Annotated in this window: 23 protein-coding genes; 6 read left to right on the top strand and 17 right to left on the bottom strand. The window is 44.3% G+C overall.

Translation table 11 applies throughout. From position 1 onward, the window contains the following. Nucleotides 1-61: 61 nt before the first annotated feature. The 14 genes from BUF11_RS01415 to BUF11_RS01350 all read right to left on the bottom strand — a co-directional run bounded on the left by BUF11_RS01415 (nt 62) and on the right by BUF11_RS01350 (nt 10481). A complete protein-coding gene (locus tag BUF11_RS01415; RefSeq protein ID WP_073587021.1) occupies nt 62-241 on the bottom strand; it encodes a DUF5049 domain-containing protein in 180 nt (59 codons plus the stop codon). Then, nucleotides 234-683, bottom strand: coding sequence for a gamma-glutamylcyclotransferase family protein (locus tag BUF11_RS01410; RefSeq protein ID WP_073587020.1), 450 nt, complete (start codon nt 681-683; stop codon nt 234-236). Before BUF11_RS01410 ends, BUF11_RS01415 begins: the two co-directional genes overlap by 8 nt. A 35-nt stretch (nt 684-718) precedes the next feature. Next, the gene (locus BUF11_RS01405; RefSeq protein ID WP_073587019.1) at nt 719-1618 is read right to left on the bottom strand and encodes an amidoligase family protein; all 900 of its coding nucleotides are present in this window, start codon (nt 1616-1618) and stop codon (nt 719-721) included. Between the two features lie 137 nt (nt 1619-1755). Next, nucleotides 1756-1980, bottom strand: a complete 225-nt coding sequence (locus BUF11_RS01400) for a DUF4314 domain-containing protein (protein WP_073587018.1) — start codon at nt 1978-1980, stop codon at nt 1756-1758. Then, nucleotides 1973-2776, bottom strand: a complete 804-nt coding sequence (locus BUF11_RS01395) for a virulence protein (protein WP_073587017.1) — start codon at nt 2774-2776, stop codon at nt 1973-1975. Before BUF11_RS01395 ends, BUF11_RS01400 begins: the two co-directional genes overlap by 8 nt. A gap of 129 nt (nt 2777-2905) precedes the next feature. Beyond that, the gene (locus BUF11_RS01390) at nt 2906-4147 is read right to left on the bottom strand and encodes a site-specific DNA-methyltransferase (RefSeq protein ID WP_073587016.1); all 1242 of its coding nucleotides are present in this window, start codon (nt 4145-4147) and stop codon (nt 2906-2908) included. 20 nt (nt 4148-4167) lie between these two features. Next, on the bottom strand, nt 4168-4719 hold the full coding sequence (locus BUF11_RS01385; RefSeq protein WP_073587015.1) for a P27 family phage terminase small subunit: 552 nt from the start codon (nt 4717-4719) through the stop codon (nt 4168-4170). Between the two features lie 95 nt (nt 4720-4814). Continuing rightward, nucleotides 4815-5093 (bottom strand): HNH endonuclease signature motif containing protein, encoded by a 279-nt coding sequence (locus tag BUF11_RS01380; protein WP_330393857.1) that lies wholly within the window; start codon nt 5091-5093, stop codon nt 4815-4817. Between the two features lie 210 nt (nt 5094-5303). Beyond that, entirely contained in the window at nt 5304-5720 is a 417-nt protein-coding gene (locus BUF11_RS01375; protein WP_073587013.1) for a hypothetical protein, read from the bottom strand. After that, nucleotides 5717-5944 (bottom strand): hypothetical protein, encoded by a 228-nt coding sequence (locus BUF11_RS01370; RefSeq protein WP_073587012.1) that lies wholly within the window; start codon nt 5942-5944, stop codon nt 5717-5719. Before BUF11_RS01370 ends, BUF11_RS01375 begins: the two co-directional genes overlap by 4 nt. A 45-nt stretch (nt 5945-5989) precedes the next feature. Further along, nucleotides 5990-7363 carry a DEAD/DEAH box helicase gene (locus BUF11_RS01365; RefSeq protein ID WP_073587011.1) on the bottom strand — a complete coding sequence of 458 codons (1374 nt, stop codon included), beginning with the start codon at nt 7361-7363 and terminating at the stop codon, nt 5990-5992. Next, nucleotides 7344-7625, bottom strand: coding sequence for a VRR-NUC domain-containing protein (locus tag BUF11_RS01360; protein ID WP_073587856.1), 282 nt, complete (start codon nt 7623-7625; stop codon nt 7344-7346). The genes BUF11_RS01365 and BUF11_RS01360 overlap by 20 nt, the downstream gene beginning before the upstream one ends. 154 nt (nt 7626-7779) lie before the next feature. Then, complete coding sequence (locus tag BUF11_RS01355; protein ID WP_073587010.1) at nt 7780-10032, bottom strand: phage/plasmid primase, P4 family; 2253 nt, start codon at nt 10030-10032, stop codon at nt 7780-7782. Then, nucleotides 10023-10481 (bottom strand): DUF7768 domain-containing protein, encoded by a 459-nt coding sequence (locus tag BUF11_RS01350; protein WP_242952291.1) that lies wholly within the window; start codon nt 10479-10481, stop codon nt 10023-10025. The genes BUF11_RS01355 and BUF11_RS01350 overlap by 10 nt, the downstream gene beginning before the upstream one ends. A gap of 302 nt (nt 10482-10783) precedes the next feature. On the opposite strand from BUF11_RS01350, the gene BUF11_RS24205 reads away from it, so the two are divergent. The 6 genes from BUF11_RS24205 to BUF11_RS01325 all read left to right on the top strand — a co-directional run bounded on the left by BUF11_RS24205 (nt 10784) and on the right by BUF11_RS01325 (nt 15241). Further along, nucleotides 10784-10960, top strand: a complete 177-nt coding sequence (locus tag BUF11_RS24205) for a hypothetical protein (RefSeq protein WP_175561964.1) — start codon at nt 10784-10786, stop codon at nt 10958-10960. After that, a complete protein-coding gene (locus BUF11_RS01340; RefSeq protein ID WP_073587008.1) occupies nt 10944-11273 on the top strand; it encodes a hypothetical protein in 330 nt (109 codons plus the stop codon). Before BUF11_RS24205 ends, BUF11_RS01340 begins: the two co-directional genes overlap by 17 nt. Further along, nucleotides 11270-12394, top strand: a complete 1125-nt coding sequence (locus BUF11_RS01335; protein WP_073587007.1) for a DUF2800 domain-containing protein — start codon at nt 11270-11272, stop codon at nt 12392-12394. The genes BUF11_RS01340 and BUF11_RS01335 overlap by 4 nt, the downstream gene beginning before the upstream one ends. A gap of 14 nt (nt 12395-12408) precedes the next feature. Beyond that, entirely contained in the window at nt 12409-12972 is a 564-nt protein-coding gene (locus BUF11_RS01330; protein ID WP_073587006.1) for a DUF2815 family protein, read from the top strand. A 69-nt stretch (nt 12973-13041) separates the two neighbouring features. Further along, nucleotides 13042-13194, top strand: a complete 153-nt coding sequence (locus tag BUF11_RS24200; protein ID WP_175561963.1) for a hypothetical protein — start codon at nt 13042-13044, stop codon at nt 13192-13194. Nucleotides 13195-13258: 64 nt separating this feature from the next. Beyond that, the gene (locus tag BUF11_RS01325) at nt 13259-15241 is read left to right on the top strand and encodes a DNA polymerase (protein ID WP_334293022.1); all 1983 of its coding nucleotides are present in this window, start codon (nt 13259-13261) and stop codon (nt 15239-15241) included. Between the two features lie 115 nt (nt 15242-15356). Here BUF11_RS01325 and BUF11_RS01320 read toward each other — a convergent pair whose 3' ends face one another. Genes BUF11_RS01320 through BUF11_RS01310 form a run of 3 tightly spaced genes read right to left on the bottom strand, consistent with a single transcriptional unit; the run spans nt 15357 to nt 20222 of the window. Then, a complete protein-coding gene (locus tag BUF11_RS01320) occupies nt 15357-16073 on the bottom strand; it encodes a hypothetical protein (protein WP_073587004.1) in 717 nt (238 codons plus the stop codon). Nucleotides 16074-16077: 4 nt separating this feature from the next. Further along, nucleotides 16078-17547: a BREX-3 system phosphatase PglZ gene (gene pglZ / locus BUF11_RS01315; protein ID WP_073587003.1), complete on the bottom strand. Its 1470-nt coding sequence runs from the start codon at nt 17545-17547 to the stop codon at nt 16078-16080. Further along, nucleotides 17541-20222: a helicase-related protein gene (locus BUF11_RS01310; protein ID WP_073587002.1), complete on the bottom strand. Its 2682-nt coding sequence runs from the start codon at nt 20220-20222 to the stop codon at nt 17541-17543. Before BUF11_RS01310 ends, pglZ begins: the two co-directional genes overlap by 7 nt. Nucleotides 20223-20230: the final 8 nt, after the last annotated feature.

Raw genomic sequence — 20230 nt, 5'->3', positions numbered from 1 at the left:
TTCTAAATCTTTCTGTACGAGAAACAGAGCCGTTTTAGGCACTGTTCTCTGTGTTTAGTATTTATTTCTCTTCGCCAGTCAGAATAAAACGGGCATATGCACCAGTGTTATCCGCGAGATAAACAAGCAACTCAGCGTATCCCTCTCTCATAGCGATCTCCTTCACTTTCGGCACATCAAACATGTTCGTTTCACCTGTTGCGCGGATGGCGAGAATCTGTTCCTTTATCTTCTTATCCATTTTCGACCTCCTTAGAATCCTCGACAGCCTGTTTTAGAATACCGATATCGAAGTCTGCAGTCTTGTAGCCATCTAAGATAACGCTGTAATAATAGCAGCTTGGAGTGCCGAGTGGTCGACCTTCATTCATGATGTAAACCATAGTTTCTACGTTCTTTTTGCCAAGTTTGACTTTGACTGTTTCCTTTCGGTAGAGGAACGGAAAACCCTCGTAGCGATCGAGTGCCGCTTCGTCAGCCGGGGTAATCTCCCACAGCAAGCATGGGACTATCTTGCCTTTAAAAGGTTCCACGGTCGCCACAGAGCCGCCGTGTGCCCCTCGAAACAATAACTGGTAGTCCTTCAAAACTACCGGCCCGACAGGTTTTGCTGTGGGGCAACGGTGCGCCATTTGCTCAAGGTTAAGATTTGAGCCATAGGCGAGATAGAATGTTTTATTCATTGTCTTTGTCCTCCTTATTTTTGCGGGGCAACCGTTCAGGCTGCCCGAAATCGCCAAGCCGCCGAGCCGTCTAAGTGAGCGGTCAAGTGCTCCCGGCAGTTTGCGAATTCCTCGCCGATGAAACCGATGCGGTTTAGGTAGGTCCGCATTGCGAACTTTTCATTTTCAGCTTGCGGTTTCTTTGCCGAGGCGCATTTCTGTGTGAGTGCCTGGTGGTTGAGAGCAAGGGCGAGAACAATGTAGCTTCTTACCTTACCTGCGTGTAGCTCGCTGTTGAAGCCTCGAAGCTCGACCGTATGATTGCCGGTGAAAAAGCTGTGCAGGTTAAGAAAATGGTATCGGCTTGAATGGTAGTGGCGGCTGGTGCTTTCGCTGTAGCCCTCGTACCAAAGGCTCTCTATGGCTTCCATCGTTTTCGGTTTGCGTCGGTTTATTTTCTCGACCAGGAGGCTATCCATCTTTTTGCAGTAACTCATTCGTTCAGGTGCTATCTGCAAAGCCTTGTAAAAAAGGTCATTCTTACTGGCGATGATGTTCATGAAGTTCCTTATGCTCCTCGGTGAATGATCCGAGCCGTTAAGGTGTATGTGAATTCCGCAGGAGTTGTTTGCAAATCCGCCAGCGTGACGAAGCTGTCTGACCAATTCCTGAAGTATTTCAATGTCCCCGCGGTAGGTTAATATGGGGCTTACCAGCTCAACGCTATAATCGCGGGTGGCAGCTACCTTCTGGCGGCCTTGTTTCTTTTGGCAGGAGATGCTGCCGTCACTCATAAACTTCCAAACCCGTCCGTCCGGGGCCGTTACCTTCTTGGTATCGTAATAATCGCCGGTGTGTGTAACCGTTCCGTTTAGGAAGTCGGCTGCAACCTTGGCCGCGTCGTTTCTTGTAATGCCTGTAAACTCAATCTCAATCCCGAATCTGCTTGTAAACATGTGGTTTTCCTCCTGAATGTGTAAGTTTTGCGCTTTCCGCATGTACATATATCACTCTAAAAGGCTTATATAGCAAGCGAAATCCGAGAAATAAAACACATCAATTTATGGGTGTGTTTCTACGAAACCAGATACCGTTACAGCTTACGCACCGCATCCTCTCCGTACACAACGCCGAGGGAGGAACCGATATCCCATGAGCAGAAAATTGTACCCGTGTCGTCCACGAAGTCCACGGTTCCTTGGTCGCCGGGCCTTAGTTTAGAATAAGGGTCGTTCATGTGTACCAATTCCACTCGTGTGCCAGATGGGTATTGCTTACGGAGGCGTTCCACCGTCTCCCTTGAAGGAAAGTTATTCATCAGTCGTTACCTCCTCAGCTTTAATCGGAGCGCCATTCTTAAAGGCGCTATTGCCTGATAGGTTCTTTAGCAGGATTTTGCGTTCCATCTTGTATTCAGTGCCAACAAAACCAAGCCGGATGAGGAAACATCGAAAAGCATACTTCTCATTTTTCACTTGCTTTTCGGTAGCATTGACCCTTTGCTGTGTTTTTGCCATCTCGCAGAGCGCAGTAACAAAATGGGTGTAGGCTTTGACCTCATCTGAAGTCATCTCTCCTTGAAACCAAGGGAAGCTGATAGTTTCTTCACCTGTAATGATATGGGTGCAATCAGTACCGAGAGCTTTTTTGATTAGTGACGATTTGCTTTCAATCAACCTCTTAAGATTTTCAAGAGCCATATCTGTGAAAGCCGACCTTGGCATCTCAATAGTCAAATGGTTGGCTTCGAGTGCATCACCTTGCTCGGGTTCCCCATAAACGGGTGGTTCCTCGTAATCGCTGTAAGGACTGACTCTGCCACCAAGAGCGGCTTCGTAAGGAATTTGAACATCGTCCGGTACAGGCTCTGCTTCCGGGAGGGGAGTGTCGTATTCTTCAGTAATTGCCTTGAAGTCGTGCAATCCATGTAGATCAGCAACCAGACCAGGATTGTCAGTTCCTCTAAGTATCCCGTTCTTGTCGATGTGATAGCCACCAACCTCGTAAGCGAAGGTTGGTGCACCGAGGTATTTTGTCGGAGCATTTAATTCCTGGCTGATTGCTCCTACCAGTGATTTTCGTTGTGCGCCTGTAACATTATAATTAATCTGCATTTTTCATACCGCCTTTCTTTTTCGGTATTACATATATCACTCTGAACGCTGTAAATAGCAAGTCATTTCGAGCATATTTCTGTATAGAAACTGTTTCTATTGATTAGCGGTATTTGTGTAGAATGAAGTTTAGTCGTCAGCATTTACTTCCTGCAGATCTTGATACTTGTATTCGGTACCACCTCTCAATAGAAATACACCATCCGTGCTTCCAGCCTGCTCAATATACCTCTTTACAATGACATCACAATACTTTTCATCAAGCTCAACAGTGTAGCAAATGCGCTCAGTCTGATCACAGGCGATGAGTGTACTACCTGAGCCTCCAAAAGGATCAAGCACGATGCAGTTGGTCAGGCTTGAGTTGAGAATCGGGTATGCTACCAGCGCCACGGGTTTCATAGTGGGATGGTCGTTGTTTTTCTTCGGCTTCTCAAATTCCCAGATGGTGGTCTGCTTACGATCAGCATACCAGTTGTGCTTTCCAGACTTCTTCCAGCCGAAAAGAACAGGCTCATGTTGCCATTGATAAGGTGAGCGTCCGAGAACAAGCGACTGCTTTTTCCAGATACAAGTACCGGAAAGGTAGAAACCTGCTTCAGAGAATGCCTTTCTGAAATTCAAGCCTTCAGTATCTGCATGGAATACATAAATAGAAGCATCCTTTGCCATTGCTGCCTCGGTGTTCTTAAACGCCTCAAGCAGAAAATTGTAGAATGCTTCATTTCCCATATTGTCGTTTTTGATTTTACCCGCCGAACCTTCATAGTTGACATTGTACGGAGGGTCGGTTACAACAAGGTTTGCAAGTTTCCCGTCCATCAGTAATGTAAATGTATCAGCCTTAGTGGAGTCACCGCAGACGAGCCTGTGCTGCCCAAGCTTCCAGACATCGCCATGCTTGGTGAGTGCAGGCTTTTGCAGTTCAGCATCCACATCGAAGTCATCATCATGAATACCGTCCTTGAGCGAATCCTTAAAAAGCGCATCAAGTTCGGCAGGCTCAAAGCCGGTGAGGGACACGTCAAAGTCCGCTCCCTGCAAATCCGCAATGAGGAGAGCCAGCTTATCCTTATCCCAATCACCGCTGATCTTATTGAGGGCGATGTTGAGGGCCTTTTCTTTTTCCTCATCCATTTCAATAACCACACACTCGACTTCGGTGATGCCCATATCAAGCAGCACCTTCAAACGCTGGTGGCCACCGACAACATGAGATGTAGTCTTATTCCATATAACGGGTTCAACATAACCGAACTTCTCGATGGAGCGTTTTAGCTTTTCATATTCCGGGTCACCGGGTTTCAAATCTTTACGAGGATTATAGTCGGCTGGGATCAACAGTTCAGTTTTCAGTTTTTCTATCTGCATAAGACTTCCTCCTATCTGTTTTATTTTCCTCGCCTTGCCATGAGCAAACGTTCCATTACATCGTCCTGCGGGCTAGCGCCGTTGTATTCTCCTGTACAGTTTTCTTTAACGATCTGGAAGATTTCCATCCACAACCGATTGGTTTGGTTCATGTAATTCTGACCCATTGCCACATAGGGGCTTTGAATGGCATTACCCGTAGTCGGATGTTTTGCTAAAAAGCCATATTCTGTGACAGCTTCCTCACATTGAATCCAACGAGCCACGCTCATGGCATAACGTTCCAATAACTGAGGCTCTACTAGAGCTGCACATCCACGTTCGTTTAGCCACTGCCATGTATTTCTGTAGATTTCTCCTGCAACCAGTGCTTTGCCGTCTTTTTGTATAGCTTCGAGCATTTTATTTGGCTCGGGCATTTCAAGTCCTTTCAGGTCTGCCGTATCCTTAAATTCCATCACGGTTAGTTTTCTGCCTCCTGGATTGCCTTCGGCGATTTTGTCAGTCAGGGGCTTCTTTTTCGCACCTGCACCTACACGAGCGCCGCCTCGATTTGTACCGTCTTTCGCCATATTTTCACCTCACTTAGCAGGGTTGGGGCTATTCCCTCGTTTGAAACCGCGTTTTTTAACACGAAGCCCCACGCCGCTGTCCGCTTAAAATAGTTTTAGAGATTTGACCGCCCCCACCGGTCACCGCTCTCGGCAGTAATTCTAGAGTGGCAGGATTTGCAAAGAGCCATGAGATTGCTCTTTTCATTGCCGCCGCCCTTGGAGAGTGGAAGGATGTGGTGTACCTCTTCGGCAGGTGTGAGCTTGCCTTGCTTCTCGCACTCCTCACAAAGAGGATGCAACTTGATGTAACGGTCACGGATACGCTTCCAAGCACGACCATATCGCTTGTTAGAAGCAGTGTCACGTTCATACTGGTTGTAATGTTTATCCATCGCTTTTTGATGCTCGGCACAGTATTGCTCGCGTACAGCAAGCCGACCGCAGCCGGGGTAAGCACAGGGACGCTTAGGTTTGTAGGGCATTGGTTCACCTCACTTTCAGGGCATAACAAAAGCCACCGCAGATCTCTCCACGATGGCCTTTGGAATTCTATTTCTCTATTGTAATAGTAACACACGAACCACACTGACAAACAGTGACATTCACTGACTTGTTTCAGGAAGTTTAATCAGTGAGGTGGCAACATCGTGCAGTCGATAAACGTGGCGTACATTATATCCCAGGTCCACTGCAATTTGTTCCCACGATTTAAAGCATAGGTATCGTAGCTCTAAGAGCGTCTGACACTCCAAACTGTCAACCGCTTTTATGACTCCTATTATTTCACCCTTTAGATCCACAAGGCGATCAATGTCTCTGTTGATCTCGTTCTGAAGATCAATGATTTTACAAATAGCGTCGGCCATCATAGATGTACCATGATTGGGATTACGTGGCATCCCTGTCAGCGTGGTCGTGCATTTGGTTGCCAGATCATTCAACGAAGCAACCTGCTCCAGCTTGCTGTTGATACGCTGGTCCAAACGATAGGCTTGGGACAGATATTCTTTAGCAGTCATAGGCAAGCCACCTCCAATTTTTCTCGTACCTTGCGCATTAAGAGGTTACCGTCAAGATCGGTTAGTATCTGATACCAGCCGGAACAGAAGAAACGCTCAAGAGATTTAACCTCAGCTTTGTAATCATTTTTCTCCGGGTGACGGTCCAAACGCTGTAAGGCTTCCCGGTAATCCTTGACTGCCTGTACTATAATCGCATTCGCTAAACTTTCATATAGTTCCATATCGCACCTCCAAGTTTTTGTTTCTCGGATTGGCACGGATTGTCTCTATTTGACTCTCATTTGCAGATCAGCTTTAACAGCTTCGATAAGCGCCGACTGGCTTTTATCCTTTAAGGAAAGAGCCCTCAAGACACGCTCATCAATAGTACCTTTGGTAACGATGTGCTGCACCACAACCGTTTCAGCTGTTTGGCCCTGACGCCAGAGCCTAGCATTTGTCTGTTGATATAATTCTAATGACCAAGTAAGACCGAACCACACAATACAAGAGCCACCAGCCTGAAGATTTAAGCCATGTCCTGCAGATGCCGGATGAATTAAACCTACTTGTATTTCCTCGTTGTTCCACCTTCGAATACTTTCAGCGGTATCCAGCTTAGAAAATGGAACCTTTATACTACGAAGCTTTTCTACGATTCTTTCGTAGTCATGCTTATACCAATAGGCCACAAGTATTGGCTTTCCGGCAGCGGCTTCAATAATGTCCTCCAATGCATCTAATTTCTGATTATGGATGACCTGAGTTTCTCCGCTGTCGATATAAATTGCACCATTAGCCATCTGGCAGAGCTTGTTGGAAAGTGCTGCAGCATTTCCAGCAGTAACCTCACCATCAGGAAGCGTAAGTACAAGGTCTCTTGCTAATTCGTCATAGCGTTCTGCCTCTTTTTCAGAAAGCATAACTGTGTATTCACTACTAACCAATTCAGGCATCTTAAGATAATCAGTAGACTTCATTGAAATTGTAATATCGGAAATTTTCTTGTAGATACATTTCTCTGCTCCGGGAAGAGGCTTGTAACTATAAATAATCTGGCCATTTCTTTTGTCCGGCATAAAGTAGTTGGTACGAAACGCAGTTATGAACCTTCCAAGTCTTACACCCATGTCAAGCAACTTGAACTCTGCCCATAAATCCATTAGTCCATTGCTGCTTGGTGTTCCTGTCATTCCAATAATGCGTTTTACTCTAGGACGCACCTTCATAAAAGACTTAAAGCGCTTGGCCTGATGATTTTTGAAGGAAGAAAGCTCATCAATTATAACTGTATCGAAATCAAAGGTCAGTCCGCTCTCATCAATGAGCCAGGAAAGATTCTCACGATTGATTACGTAGATATCGGCTGCAGCTTTTAACGCTTGAACCCTTTCAGTGACGCTTCCTACTGCAACAGAAACGATAAGGTCGGATAGATGATCCCATTTTTCAATTTCAGCAGGCCAGGTATCTCTTGCTACACGAAGTGGTGCTACCACTAACACCTTATGGGCTTCGAAGTAATCAAACAGCAGGTCATTTATTGCAGTAAGAGCGATACTTGTTTTTCCTAAACCCATATCAAGCAGTACTGCCGATACCGGATGTGATTCGATATAACTGATAGCATACTTTTGGTAGTCATGTGGATTGTACTGCATCTAAAATCCCTCCAATCTGACTCTCGTCGTCTAGTACAAAAACTAAAAAGCCTAATGCTCTAAGTAATTTGTGCCTTGCCATCTGTAATGGGCGCGGGCGCTTACCAGGAGCCTTAACCTCAACAAAGGCCATCTTTCCTTCAGGCATTAGAACGATTCTATCCGGCATACCATCAAAGCCAGGAGATACAAACTTCACCGCCAGCCCGCCACGCTTTTTTGCTTCCAAAGTTAACTTCTTTTCTATTTCTTTTTCTCTCATCGCTATATCTCCATCAAAATTGGTGACGGTCTGTGAAGGTCTACTCATAAACCTCTTATATAAAGAATTTTTTATAAATTTTTCTCTAATGCGAAGTTCTATATATGACCGTAACTGACCGTCACCATATTAGGTCAGTGCTACTCGGTGCAACTCAACTTAGAAACTCTTCCTCCTTTAAGCGCACGCCATAAATGAAGCTACCTGTTTTGGTCTTTTTACGTTCAAACCCAGCAGTCTCCAAAGCAGTATAGAAATCTGTTGTACTTCTTGTGTACTCACCGTTGCGCCCACAATGGGCACGGTATTCCTGATAAAACTCTCCGGATTTTTGCTGGTATTTCTTATCCACTTCGCAACAATCCTCCAAAAAGGAAGCAAGCCAGTCATTATTTTCTCTGTACGCTTCAATGGCCTCCTGAACACATGCGGGAACACTGAAATGGTAATTAGCCTCAATAGCTTTCTTTGCACCTTCGATGATCCAGCTCATGATGTACGAGCCTGCATTCTTAACAAGGTAGTCGGCGTAGTTTTTGATGTCACTTTTATTCTCAATTCTTGCATTAAAGGGAATGACGATGAGTCGTCTCCAGGTGCCATCATCATTGGCACCGACTCTGGGAAGATGATTCGTGTAAAGCACCAGTGTATGAGAAGGCTCAAACTTGAACGGGTCCTTATACTTTTTCTCAGCTTCGATTTCATCCGTAGAGCTAAGCTGTTTAACAATTGAAGTGTTGAGGCGCATACCCTCTTCAAGCTCGGAAGCAATGATGAGGCGTTTGCCCTTAAGCTCTGCCATTTCAGGTTTTACGTTTCTACGGCAACCAACTGTAAGTGTATCTGCTGAGATAGCACCGCTGTAGGAGCCGAGCACCCTTGAGATGCTGTTCCAAAAGGTAGATTTACCATTGCGGCCTCCACCATAGGCAATAATGATAGCTTCGAGGTAGACTTTACCGATTGCAGAAAGGCCAACAATCTGTTGAACGTAATCAATCAGCTTTTGGTCATTACAGAAAAAGGTGTTCAGAGCATCTAACCAAATTTGCTCACCCTTATCACCCGGAGAAGCGATTGTTTGCTTTGTAATATAATCCGCTGCCTCTGGAGCACGACCACCGGCCAGACCCTTACGAAGGTCAAACGTAACACCCGGTGTATTAAGTAGGAACTCATCCTTGTCTAAGTCGCTCACCTTGATTTCCAGCATTGGCTTTGCAGCCTGCAATGCTGAGATGACATATTTCATATCCCTGCGCTTCATTACAAAAGTTCTATAAGCAATAGCTGACTGATACTTCTTAAATGCCTTTAATGGGTCTCCTGAAAGTGAAGCTTCATACTTTTTACCGCCAGCAAGGATATCTTCTTCCTTTTCACCCAAAGCAAGTAAGGTATTAAGAGCGCTTTCCACCTCGCCAAGGGCATCTTGAAGCTGTAAATCGAGGAACTCTTCCATTGCGCCTACTGACTGCTGCCTTGATTCCATCCAATACTCACCGTTAAAACGAAGATAATCTGTGGCATCGGTGTAGCAGAGCTCATTGCCATATTCACGAGTAAGCACCTTTGCCTGGCCAATATCAGAAAAGTCGGAAGGTCTCAGCGAGTCAAAGTCAGAATTGTAGTCATCTGGAGGAACATACCCTTCCTGACCTTGCACCTTCCTCGCAAACTTAATAGCACTATTCCAGATAGCTGTAAGTTCTTCATCATCCATAGGAGGATCACATTTCTTGGCTTCTTCCAGAAAAATCTCATGGGCCTTATCTGTGCTGCCGTATCTCTTTACAACGCGGCCAGCAAAACGAGACAGAGTATTGTTGCGTTGACCTTCAGGTATTGAATTGCTGCGACCTGTATTTGTAGGCGCAGGAACATTCTCCAGCAATTCATCAATCGTGAGCCAACCTTCATGCCAGATAACTTCACCGGTATCAGCCCCATAGATAAAACGTGCTGCATCCAGAGCGTTATCATCAAAGAAGGGGAACTGAGCATGGATAGCTCTTTTTATAGCCACATATCCTTCCGCATCTGTTAGTTCTTCTATAGAAAAGTAAACATGGAACTTGGGCCTTGCAGCCTTTCCATCCTTAGAAAGCATATTGTGACGACTGGGAGCAATCGCATATGAAATATCCGTTAAAATTTCATCCAATGCCTCTGGCGTTATCCACTCATCCCGATTTTCAGTGTGATCATTATCGCAATCCATGACGATGACATCAGACTTTAAGAAATTATCTGCACTGCGATAGTTGTTCTTATACTCCGCGCAAACGTGGTCTAGCTTTGCGGCTTCTTTTAATTCTTCAGCCGAGGTGACAACGTTCCTATTTGGATAGAGGCAGTTCTTTTGATTGCCGATGCAATTTGCAGTACAAATTGTTAGTTGCATGTTTCAACCTCCTCCATGTCCTCGGTAAAATAACGAATAGTCATATGGCGCTTCTTCGCTTTATCAATCTCCATCTGCATACCCTTCGTGATGTTTTCACCAAACACCCACAACTCATTGCATTTGCCTAAGAAGACTATATCCATGAAAAGTGCAAGCTCACGTTCCGCAGGATCATCATCCGAAAGATACATAGGAAAAAGTAGGTGTGGTGCAAAAGCGATAGCATCTCTTTCGATAACAGCGAAGCGGCTATAAACCTTGGCTCTTTCAGTGTTTCTTTCTACATCACCCGCATAAGGTGAGCAGATATACACGAGCGGTTTGAAGACCTTGTCTTCCTTTTTGATGTTTGTCAGCGCCTCGTATGCGGTAGGGTCGGGATAGCCTTCACTGTTTTTCTTGTCAACTCCGCCAGTACCATATTTACATCTCATCTGTTCGTTCATAAGCGAACCTCCTTATTAAGATTCGAGCGGCATAAAAGTCCCTCTACCAGTCCCAGGACAGAAAGCACCGCTTTGAACGAACTTTTGAAAATAAATTTTTCCTTCCTTATATAAGCGACAGCAGACCTAAAAAATCTGCTGTCTTTTTCGTTCATTTTCGTTTTAAGTGTCCTGGGATTAGTGAAGGACATGAAAAATGTGTGGCCTGAAAAAATCACAAAAGATTTTTCGTTCAAACCACACAAAACTGTCCTGGGACTATTAGAGAGGGAGCAACTCCTCTCGGAAAGGGAGGTAATACGATGCAGACACAGACGAATGCAGAGACTTCAAAAGATCAGCAGTTTGATGAAGAACTCGCTGACACCCTCACAGCCATTAGCGTTGTATCCAAGAGACTGGCTCAGAAAATCAAAGCCTTGTCTGCAAAGGAACAAGAAAAGGAGGAAGGAGGTACTCCAAATGAGCAAGATGAGTGAACTTAGTCAGGTTCTTTCTGAACTTAGGGACTGTGGCAAAACTCTCATTAACATTGCTGACTCGCTTACAGAGATTTTCTCAAGTACTGGTGACGAGCCCGAAAATGTTATGGAAGCACCCATGATACCGACAGAGGAACCGAACCCAGAGTATTCGTTCTTAGATGTTCGCAAAAAGTTTGCAGAAATGTCCAGAGCTGGATACACAGAAGCGCTTAAGGGACTTCTGAAAAAATACGGTGCAGAGAAGCTCTCCAGCGTAGACCCGTCACAGTATGCCGCATTACTTGCGGATGCGGAGGCAATTAAATGAGCGTAAAACATGCACTGCTTTCAGCCTCGTCCGCACACAAGTGGATTGCTTGCCCACCATCGGCACTACTTAGTAAGAAGTTTGAAGATGCGTCCAGTAGCTTTGCACAGGAAGGCACTGATGCCCATACACTTGCGCAGTACAAGCTTGAAAAATTGCTGGGACTTGACACAAAGGACCCGACTGAATCTTTAAGCTTCTACGATGAGGAAATGAACAGCCATGCTGAATACTATGCAGCCTTCGTACTTGAACAGCTTGAGAAAGCAAAAGAAACCTGTGCTGATCCTCAGATACTTATTGAGCAGAAACTTGATTTCTCGAAATATGTCCCGGAAGGCTTTGGCCATGTTGACTGTTTGATTATATCAGACGGCACACTTACCGTAATTGACTACAAATACGGTCTCGGAATTAAAGTATCAGCGGAAAGAAATCCGCAAATGTTCTGCTATGCACTTGGAGGCTTGGCTCTTTTCGATGGCATTTACGACATCGACAATATCCGCCTGATCATCTACCAGCCTCGTAGAGAAAACATTAGCGAATACAGCATCTCTAAGAGCGAACTAATCAAGTGGGCCGAGGAAGTATTGGCTCCTACTGCACAGCTTGCTATCAAAGGCGAAGGCGAATACAAGGCTGGTGAGCACTGCCAGTTTTGTAAGGCAAAAGCAACCTGCAGGAAGCGTGCTGAATACAATCTGGAGCTCGCAAAGTATGACTTCGAAGAACCCGCTACTCTCGATAACGACGAGATCGCAGCCATCCTGGGAAAAGCTGATGAGTTGGTATCTTGGGTAAATGATGTCAAGGAGTATGCTCTGAAGGAAGCTCTAAATGGTACCACGTTTGAAGGTTTCAAAGTAGTCGCTGGTCGTTCCAACAGAAAGTACACCGACGAAACTGCAGTGGCTGATGTCGTTATTGCAGCCGGTAAAGACCCCTATGAGAAGAAACTGCTCGGCATCACAGCCATGACAGCACTTCTCGGCAAGAAAACATTTGAAGATATTCTCGGTGGTCTAACCTTTAAGCCGCCTGGAAAACCGGTCCTTGTTACAGCTGATGACAAGAGACCTGAATACAACTCAGCATTTGAAGATTTTGATGAAAATTAAGGAGGAAATAAATCATGACAAAGACAGTTAATCCGTTAAAAGTAGTTACTGGCCCTGATACCCGTTGGAGCTATGTGAATGCATGGGAGCCTAAATCCATAAATGGTGGCACCCCTAAGTACAGTGTATCTCTCATTATCCCTAAGTCCGACACGAAGACCATCGCTAAGATAAAAGCTGCAATAGAAGCAGCTTACCACGAAGGTGAAAGCAAGCTCAAAGGCAATGGTCGTACAGTACCGCCTCTTGCAACCCTTAAGACTCCTCTTCGCGATGGCGATGTAGAACGTCCTGATGATCCCACTTACGCAAACGCCTACTTTATGAATGCCAACAACAGCTCTGCACCTGGCATCGTAGATGCAGACCGTCAGCCTATCATCGAGCGCTCTGAGATTTATTCCGGTGTTTACGGTCGTGCCAGTGTAAATTTCTACGCATTCAACACCAACGGAAATAAGGGTATCGCTTGTTCCCTTAATAACCTTCAGAAAATCCGTGATGGCGAGCATCTTGGCGGCAAGTCTAACGCCGAGGATGACTTCGCTACTGAGGATGATGAAGACTTCCTTTCCTAAACGGTAACTGACAATCCGGGTGGTAGGAAAACCTGCCACCTTAGACAATCAAAGAAATGAGGTAAACATATGGAAACTATTCTTGTTATTGAACTTATTACTTTATACGGCGTGTTTATCATCGGAGCCTTATTCTGGGTCGTAACTGAAATTAATGACGCCATCAAAAAACACAAGAAAGAAAAAGCAAAGAAAAACTTTGATCCACTTGATAAGTTTTAATTGCTTGGGCGGTGGCACTCCTGCTGCTGCCTTATTCTTTTGAAAGGAGGATGTTATGGAAGATATAAAAACACTTTCTCTTGACCTTGAAACTTACTCGGATGTGGACCTTGGCAAGTGTGGTGTCTATCGCTATGCAGAATCTCCAAGCTTTGAAGTCCTCCTGTTTGGTTACGCAATTAATGGCGGTGAGGTACACGTTATTGACCTGGCCTTAGGTGAGAAAATTCCAGAAGAGATACTAAATGCATTAACCGATGATAACGTAACAAAATGGGCCTTTAACGCTTCCTTCGAACGTGTTTGTTTATCATATTGGCTTCGCAAGCATTACCCGGATAAGTTTAGTAGCTACAGCATACCAGAGGACACTGCCAACGGTTACCTTAATCCATCTTCTTGGCGTTGCAGTATGATATGGTCAGCTTATATGGGATTACCGCTTTCACTTGAAGGTGTAGGCACAGTTCTTAAGCTCGGAGAACAGAAACTAAAAGAAGGCAAAGACCTCATCAAATATTTCTGTGTTCCTTGCAAACCCACCAAAGTAAACGGTGGCCGTACTCGTAACCTGCCTGCTCATGATATAGAAAAATGGTCCTTATTTAAGAAATACAATATCCGAGATGTTGAGGTGGAACAGGCAATTAAGAATCGATTAGAAAGCTATCCAGTACCTGAGTTTGTATGGGATGAATACCATTTGGATCAGGAGATTAATGATAGAGGCATCCTACTTGATATGGGTGTCGTTAAAAATGCCATCATCTTCGATGAGAAATCTAAAGAAGAACTTACTGCTGCAATGAAGGAGCTTACCAACCTCGATAACCCAAACAGCGTAGTGCAGGTAAAACAGTGGCTTTCTGATAATGGTGTTGAGACAGAGTCGCTTGGCAAAAAGAATGTAGCAGCTCTTATAAAGACTGCGCCTGAGGAACAACGCGACGTGCTTCAACTTCGCCAGCAGCTTGCAAAAAGTAGCGTTAAAAAGTATCAGGCCATGCAGAACACTGTCTGTTTAGATGGCAGGGCTCGAGGCATGTTCCAATATTATGGCGCTTCCCGTTCTGGTCGCTGGGCAGGCAGGCATATACAATTACAGAACTTACCTCAAAATCATATCCCTGATTTGGAAGATGCAAGGTCACTTGTAAAGCTCGGAGATTATGATGCAGTGAAGCTTCTTTATGATGACGTGCCGGATACACTCTCTCAGCTTATCCGAACTGCTTTTATTCCAAGGTCAGGATACAAATTTATTGTGTGCGACTTCAGTGCTATTGAGGCAAGAGTTTTGTCTTTCTTAGCCGGGGAGCAATGGCGATTAGACGTATTTGAAAGTAATGGTGATATCTACTGCGCTTCTGCTTCTGCTATGTTCCATGTACCGGTTGAGAAGCATGGTGTGAATAGCCACCTTCGGCAAAAAGGAAAAATCGCAGAATTGGCACTTGGATATGGTGGAAGCGTTGGAGCACTTAAAGCTATGGGTGCCTTAGAAATGGGTTTGAACGAAGATGAACTGCAGCCGCTGGTTGATTCTTGGAGAGCTTCAAACACGAAGATCACAAAGCTGTGGTGGGATGTTGACAGGGCAGCCAAAGATGCTATCCGTTTCCGAACCCATACCAACACACATGGCATTAGTTTCTATTACCAGAAGGGTATGCTTTTTATTGAGCTCCCTTCCGGTAGGAGACTTTCCTATGTAAAACCAAAAATCGAACAGAACCAGTTCGGTGGTGAGTCTGTCACCTACGAAGGTACCGGCAACACTAAGAAATGGGAACGCATAGAAAGTTACGGTCCGAAGTTTACAGAAAATGTTGTCCAGGCAATCAGCCGAGATATCTTGGCCTACGCCATGAAAACACTCAGGCATTGCTTTATCTGTGGTCACGTCCATGACGAGCTAATTATCGAGTGCAGCATGGATGTCTCCCTTAAAGCAGTTTGTGAACAGATGGGACGAACGCCACCCTGGATAAAAGGGTTGACTCTTAGAGCCGATGGCTATGAGACAATGTTTTATAAGAAAGACTAAAAAGAAAGGCCTCCGAATGTAATGTAACTTCTTCGGAGGCTATAATCTATTCAGTATTTGTATCGTCTTAGATAAGGGCTTTCTGAGGTCATAGGCTAACATCGGAAATAAAAGGTTATGATAAAGGCGAAATAACACGGAAAACTACCTGCTCACCCATGCGTTCCATTGCCAAATATGGAACTGCTGCCATATCTGCCTGCGTAACATTACAAATAGAAAACGGAAAAATTGCAGGATGAGATATGAAACTTTCCCAGGTCATATATTGCTGTTCTGTAGCCAGCAAGATTGACGCAAACAGCAATGCCACGGCATTAGGGTCCGATACAGTATGAACACATTTTTCATAGTTTGCGCTTTTATCAGCACATTTTATTGCCCCGACATCACGCAACGTTTTAAGATTTTTTGACAATGAAGTTTCAAGGGTTGAGCGTGCACCCCACTTGTTAAATATTTCTTTTTTTATTTGAGCTGCCGATACACAGTCCTTTAACTCATAAAGGTTGCCAAGTACAATACACAAATCTTTGAAAATGGGAAACCGCATCAACATCATAGCCCAATGTACTGGTAAGCGCTCAGAACGAGTTAAGTACCGAGCGGCTTCAACAGCAGATTGATGAATAATAGATTCTTCATCGTACCAAACATTTAGCAATATTGTACGGGTTTTTCTAATTGTATCCTTACTTGATAGATGCTGACTTATTTGTTCGTCAAGCCTTGTGCGAGCATCTTCTCTGGATACACCAGCAATGTATAATTCATAAACCTCATTCAGCTGGTTGAGATCAATTGGTAATGAAAAGGCAACAATTTTTGCCATATAATTAAACCACTCCTATTCTAACAAACGGGACCAGTAATTCCTCAATAGAATCACTACCGTGTGTGATGTATTTTTTGTCACGATCACCAATACACTCTTCATTTGCAAAGAGGAAATAGCGATAATCTTTCGGCATATAAGTGCCAGCATACTCGCAAACCTTGAACTTATCAAGTTCTTCAGCACCGGCAAAATCTTTATAAATAACAGCCCTGCGGCTGACATCCTCGGTCAAAAGTCCCGGCTTTGAGAATCGACCACTACCAACTGCTTCAGTATGTCCGTGATCGGCAGTGATAAAAACATCAAAACCAGCTGACAACAGATTTTCAATCATACTTCGAAGTGTACCGTTTTTAAGCCATGTTTCTATATCCACTGCCATTCCTGGAGTTCCTTGAAGTTGTCTATGCATCAGGTCATCAATAAAATTCACAACAATTCCTGCTGTTTTGATTTTATCGGGGATTTCGGGTGTTTCGGTTTTTCCGAAATATATCTCATCGTCTCGGAGACCATTCTCCGTCCAATAATGTCGCCACTGTTTTTCTTCATCAGCTAAAGAGAATGTCTTCGCGTTCTGCACCGGTATTGCCCCTGAAAACAGAGACTGACGAGCAATGCTTGTGATCGTTGGGATAAACGAAAAAACTGCATTGACGTTCAATCTCCACGGTGCATCTGCAAATGATTCTTGGATTAGTTGCCAGTCCACAAAGCTCATACCATCAATAACAATGATTGCTGGCTTTTGGCTACTTCTACGCACAAAATCCAAAACGTGATGAAGCATTACTGGCTGGCTAATATCTGCCGTCGTCGCGAGAGAAGGGTATCGCTCAGAAGTCCAATTGCGGAAAGTTGAATCAACTGAACTGTAAGTCTCTTGAATATCTTTAATCGCAAATCCTTTGTCGCTTAGAAGCATAAGCTTTGACAGCAATTCTATAATTGGCGTCCAATCGCGGTATGTCTTACATGAGGCCAAACGCATTATAAGCTCTCGCGTAGCAGCTGCAGAGTACTCATTTACTATATCCTGACTGAACATATCAACTGTTAAAAACGCTTTTGTTTGTTTTGCAGTCAAACGACGTCCATTCAAATACTTCGTTGCTACAGATAAGTAATCAAAATCAATATTGCGAGAAGCACGGAGGGTAGAGGTATCAAGTCTTGGAAATACTGTGTCAAGCCCCACCGTAACAATTGTGAATTGTTTATAAATGTCATAAGGTATTTTGATATCCAGACTGGGTACTATAAAAATGGTGCTTTCTTTAGTCTGACGACAATCCCGTTCATAAATGAAGCGGAGCTCTTCAGAGTATTTCACTTCAAAAACTCTATACTCATCCCAATACAATCCGTTGGTTCCGGCAGTTCGAGAAACGAGGTTATCAGTATCGTATATGATAAGCCGTTCAACCCAAGGCAGCCCAGCTTTTTCAAAAAGTATATCTCTCAACATGGCTTTTTCACCTTGCATATTAACATCGGCTGCAGCGTAGGGCAAATACTCTTATGTCGATTGTATTCCTGCTGTAGCTCTTGCAACTGCCTTTCAAGTTTTTTTATACGAGACACGCGTATATTTTCTATGCCGATTTTCTCAGCCGCTTCTATGCGAAGTGTTAGGGCGTATCTGCGCTTTTTGTATTCTTGTTCACGCCGAGAATAATAATGATTCTTCATTTCAAGGAATGTATCTTCAGTCAGCTCAGCAGCACGAGAGAAAATAGCACTATATGTGTCATCGTCAAGCGATTCCGAACCCAGCATATTAAGTGTTATTTTATTGTGAAGCATCTCATCCCAAAGCAGCTTAGATGCGGCAGGACGGTAGACATTATTATCATTAACAAAAAGTGAAATCATGCGCTGGTTTTCATCGCCATCGCTCAAGGAAATTCGCCATAATGACCATAGCCCATTCTCGGTATTTACGCCTTTCACTTCAAAAACAGGAATGCCATCTTTTTGATGCCATACAATTTTATCGCCAAGTAGCATTTGTATTTGAGGGTCGGAAACTGACAGTTCTAAATCAAATAGCGGATCAATGGAATATCCTTTCCAAGTTTTATAATGAGTGAGCATAGTCCGTAATACACTGTGGAATGCTTGTTGCTGCCGCTCAAACTGACTATCAGGCATAAGCGTTTTTTCATCACGTATAATATCGCGGATCTTAACAGCCTGTCCAACCTGTTTTTCCATATCTTTGCCAAGCTCATCAGTGTAATATGTTCCATACCTTTGTGCTGCTATAGTTTTCATATATACCTGGGTGAAGTCAAGATCTGCACTATCACTATTAAGCACATCTTGAAGTTTATCAAAACCCAGTTCTGTTAGGATTGTAGCCAGTTTTTCCTCAAGAACAGAGCGCACTCGATTTTCAATAGTATCATCAAGAATGAAATTAAATACTTCGACATCCTTGGCTTGCCCAATGCGGTCTGCACGACCAATACGTTGTTCAATCTTCATCGGATTCCAAGGAAGGTCATAGTTAATTACAATATGTGCGAACTGCATATTGATACCTTCACCACCTGCATCGGTGGATATAAGTATGTTATGTTCACGGCGAAATTGACGCAGTGCAACATTTCTTTCTTCTATTGACATATGACCGTTGATAAGCGAGGTTGTAAAGCCGCGTGCCTCAACCAGCGCCTGTATGAATTTCTGCGTCATTACAAATTCGGTAAATATAATAATCTTCGCATCAGCTTCCTGCGTAGACAGCACACGAAGAATTTCACACAGCTGCTCGGCTTTAGCATCAATAAATTGGTTTTTCGCTTGCTTTGCCAGTGACAGAAGCTGTTCAAGCTGCAATTTCTCCTCAGCGATACCGGCAGAAAGAACAGTCAATGCCTCTTCAAGTGATTCCTCCATCTCTTGGTCTGCTAAATCTCCAATGTTTGCCGTATGTAGCTGTTCTGACTGTGTAGTGATAATTTCTAAGCGACGTTCCAGTGCGTCAGCAATGGCGGCAGTACTGCTGGAAACCAGTCGTTGAAACAGCACCATGAGAAAACCAATGTACGGTTTCTTTTCACGCATGGCCTTATTGTAGCCGGTCCGCACATATTCGGTTACCTGCTCATAAAGCTCCTGCTGCAAACTATGGCGTTCTTGCCATTCCACTTTTACAAGATGCGTGTGACGCTCCTTGAAAAGCGGTTTTCCTTCATTGTCCACAGCTTCTCGTTTTTCTGTACGAATGATATAAGGCGTTACCTGTTCTTTTACCACTGCCTTCGGATTTGGAAAAGCATCACGGTCAAGTAATTGCATTAGCCTCAGGAAAGGCTCCGTTTTACCCGAATGTGGTGTAGCTGTAAGAAGCAGCAGATGCGGGCTTGCTTTTGAGAGCATGTCTCCAAGTTTGTGCCGTGCTACCTCACCGGTTGAGCCTGCCACACGATGCGCCTCATCAATTATTATCAAATCCCATCCACCTGCTACGACAGCCTCAATACGGTCATCATTGTATTGATCGATGCGGTCCTGTGTCCAACCATTACGTTGTTCCAGTGGCTTGATAGCATCCATGGGACTAATGACCAGCGGAAATTGTGTAAAAACATTCTGGTCGTGGTTTATCTTCTTTAATGTTGCATAGTCTTCAGGTGAAACAATAGTAAACCGCTCACCAAATTTTTCGAGCATCTCTGCTTCCCATTGTGTAACAAGACCCTTGGGGCAGACTACAAGAATGCGTTCAATGATGCCTCGTGTTTTTAATTCTTTAATTATCAAGCCCGCTTCGATTGTTTTTCCGAGCCCAACCTCGTCGGCAAGCATATATCTGACTTCGTTTGATGCCATTGCCCGCTCTAATGCATAACGCTGGTGAGGAAGCGGGAGAACACTTTCGCTGGTGTCGAAAACTGTACCGTTGGCAAGCTCGTTTTTTACCTTGCACCATGCTGCGACAAAGCGCACAAACGCCTCCGAGGCCACGGATGCAGCCACGGAAGATGCAAGGTTTTCGGCATTAACAGAATATACTGCATTCGTCACCATATCGATAACCTTGTAAGTTGTTATACCCCAAAGCTCATGAACCTCAACAATGAGTACAACACGATTGCTTTGGGTGTCTATTACGCTTTCTCCAACGGTAAACACGGTATCAC

This window comes from Anaerocolumna xylanovorans DSM 12503, assembly GCF_900143645.1.
GTDB lineage: Bacteria > Bacillota > Clostridia > Lachnospirales > Lachnospiraceae > Anaerocolumna > Anaerocolumna xylanovorans.
This window is presented reverse-complemented; position numbering and strand designations above follow the sequence as displayed.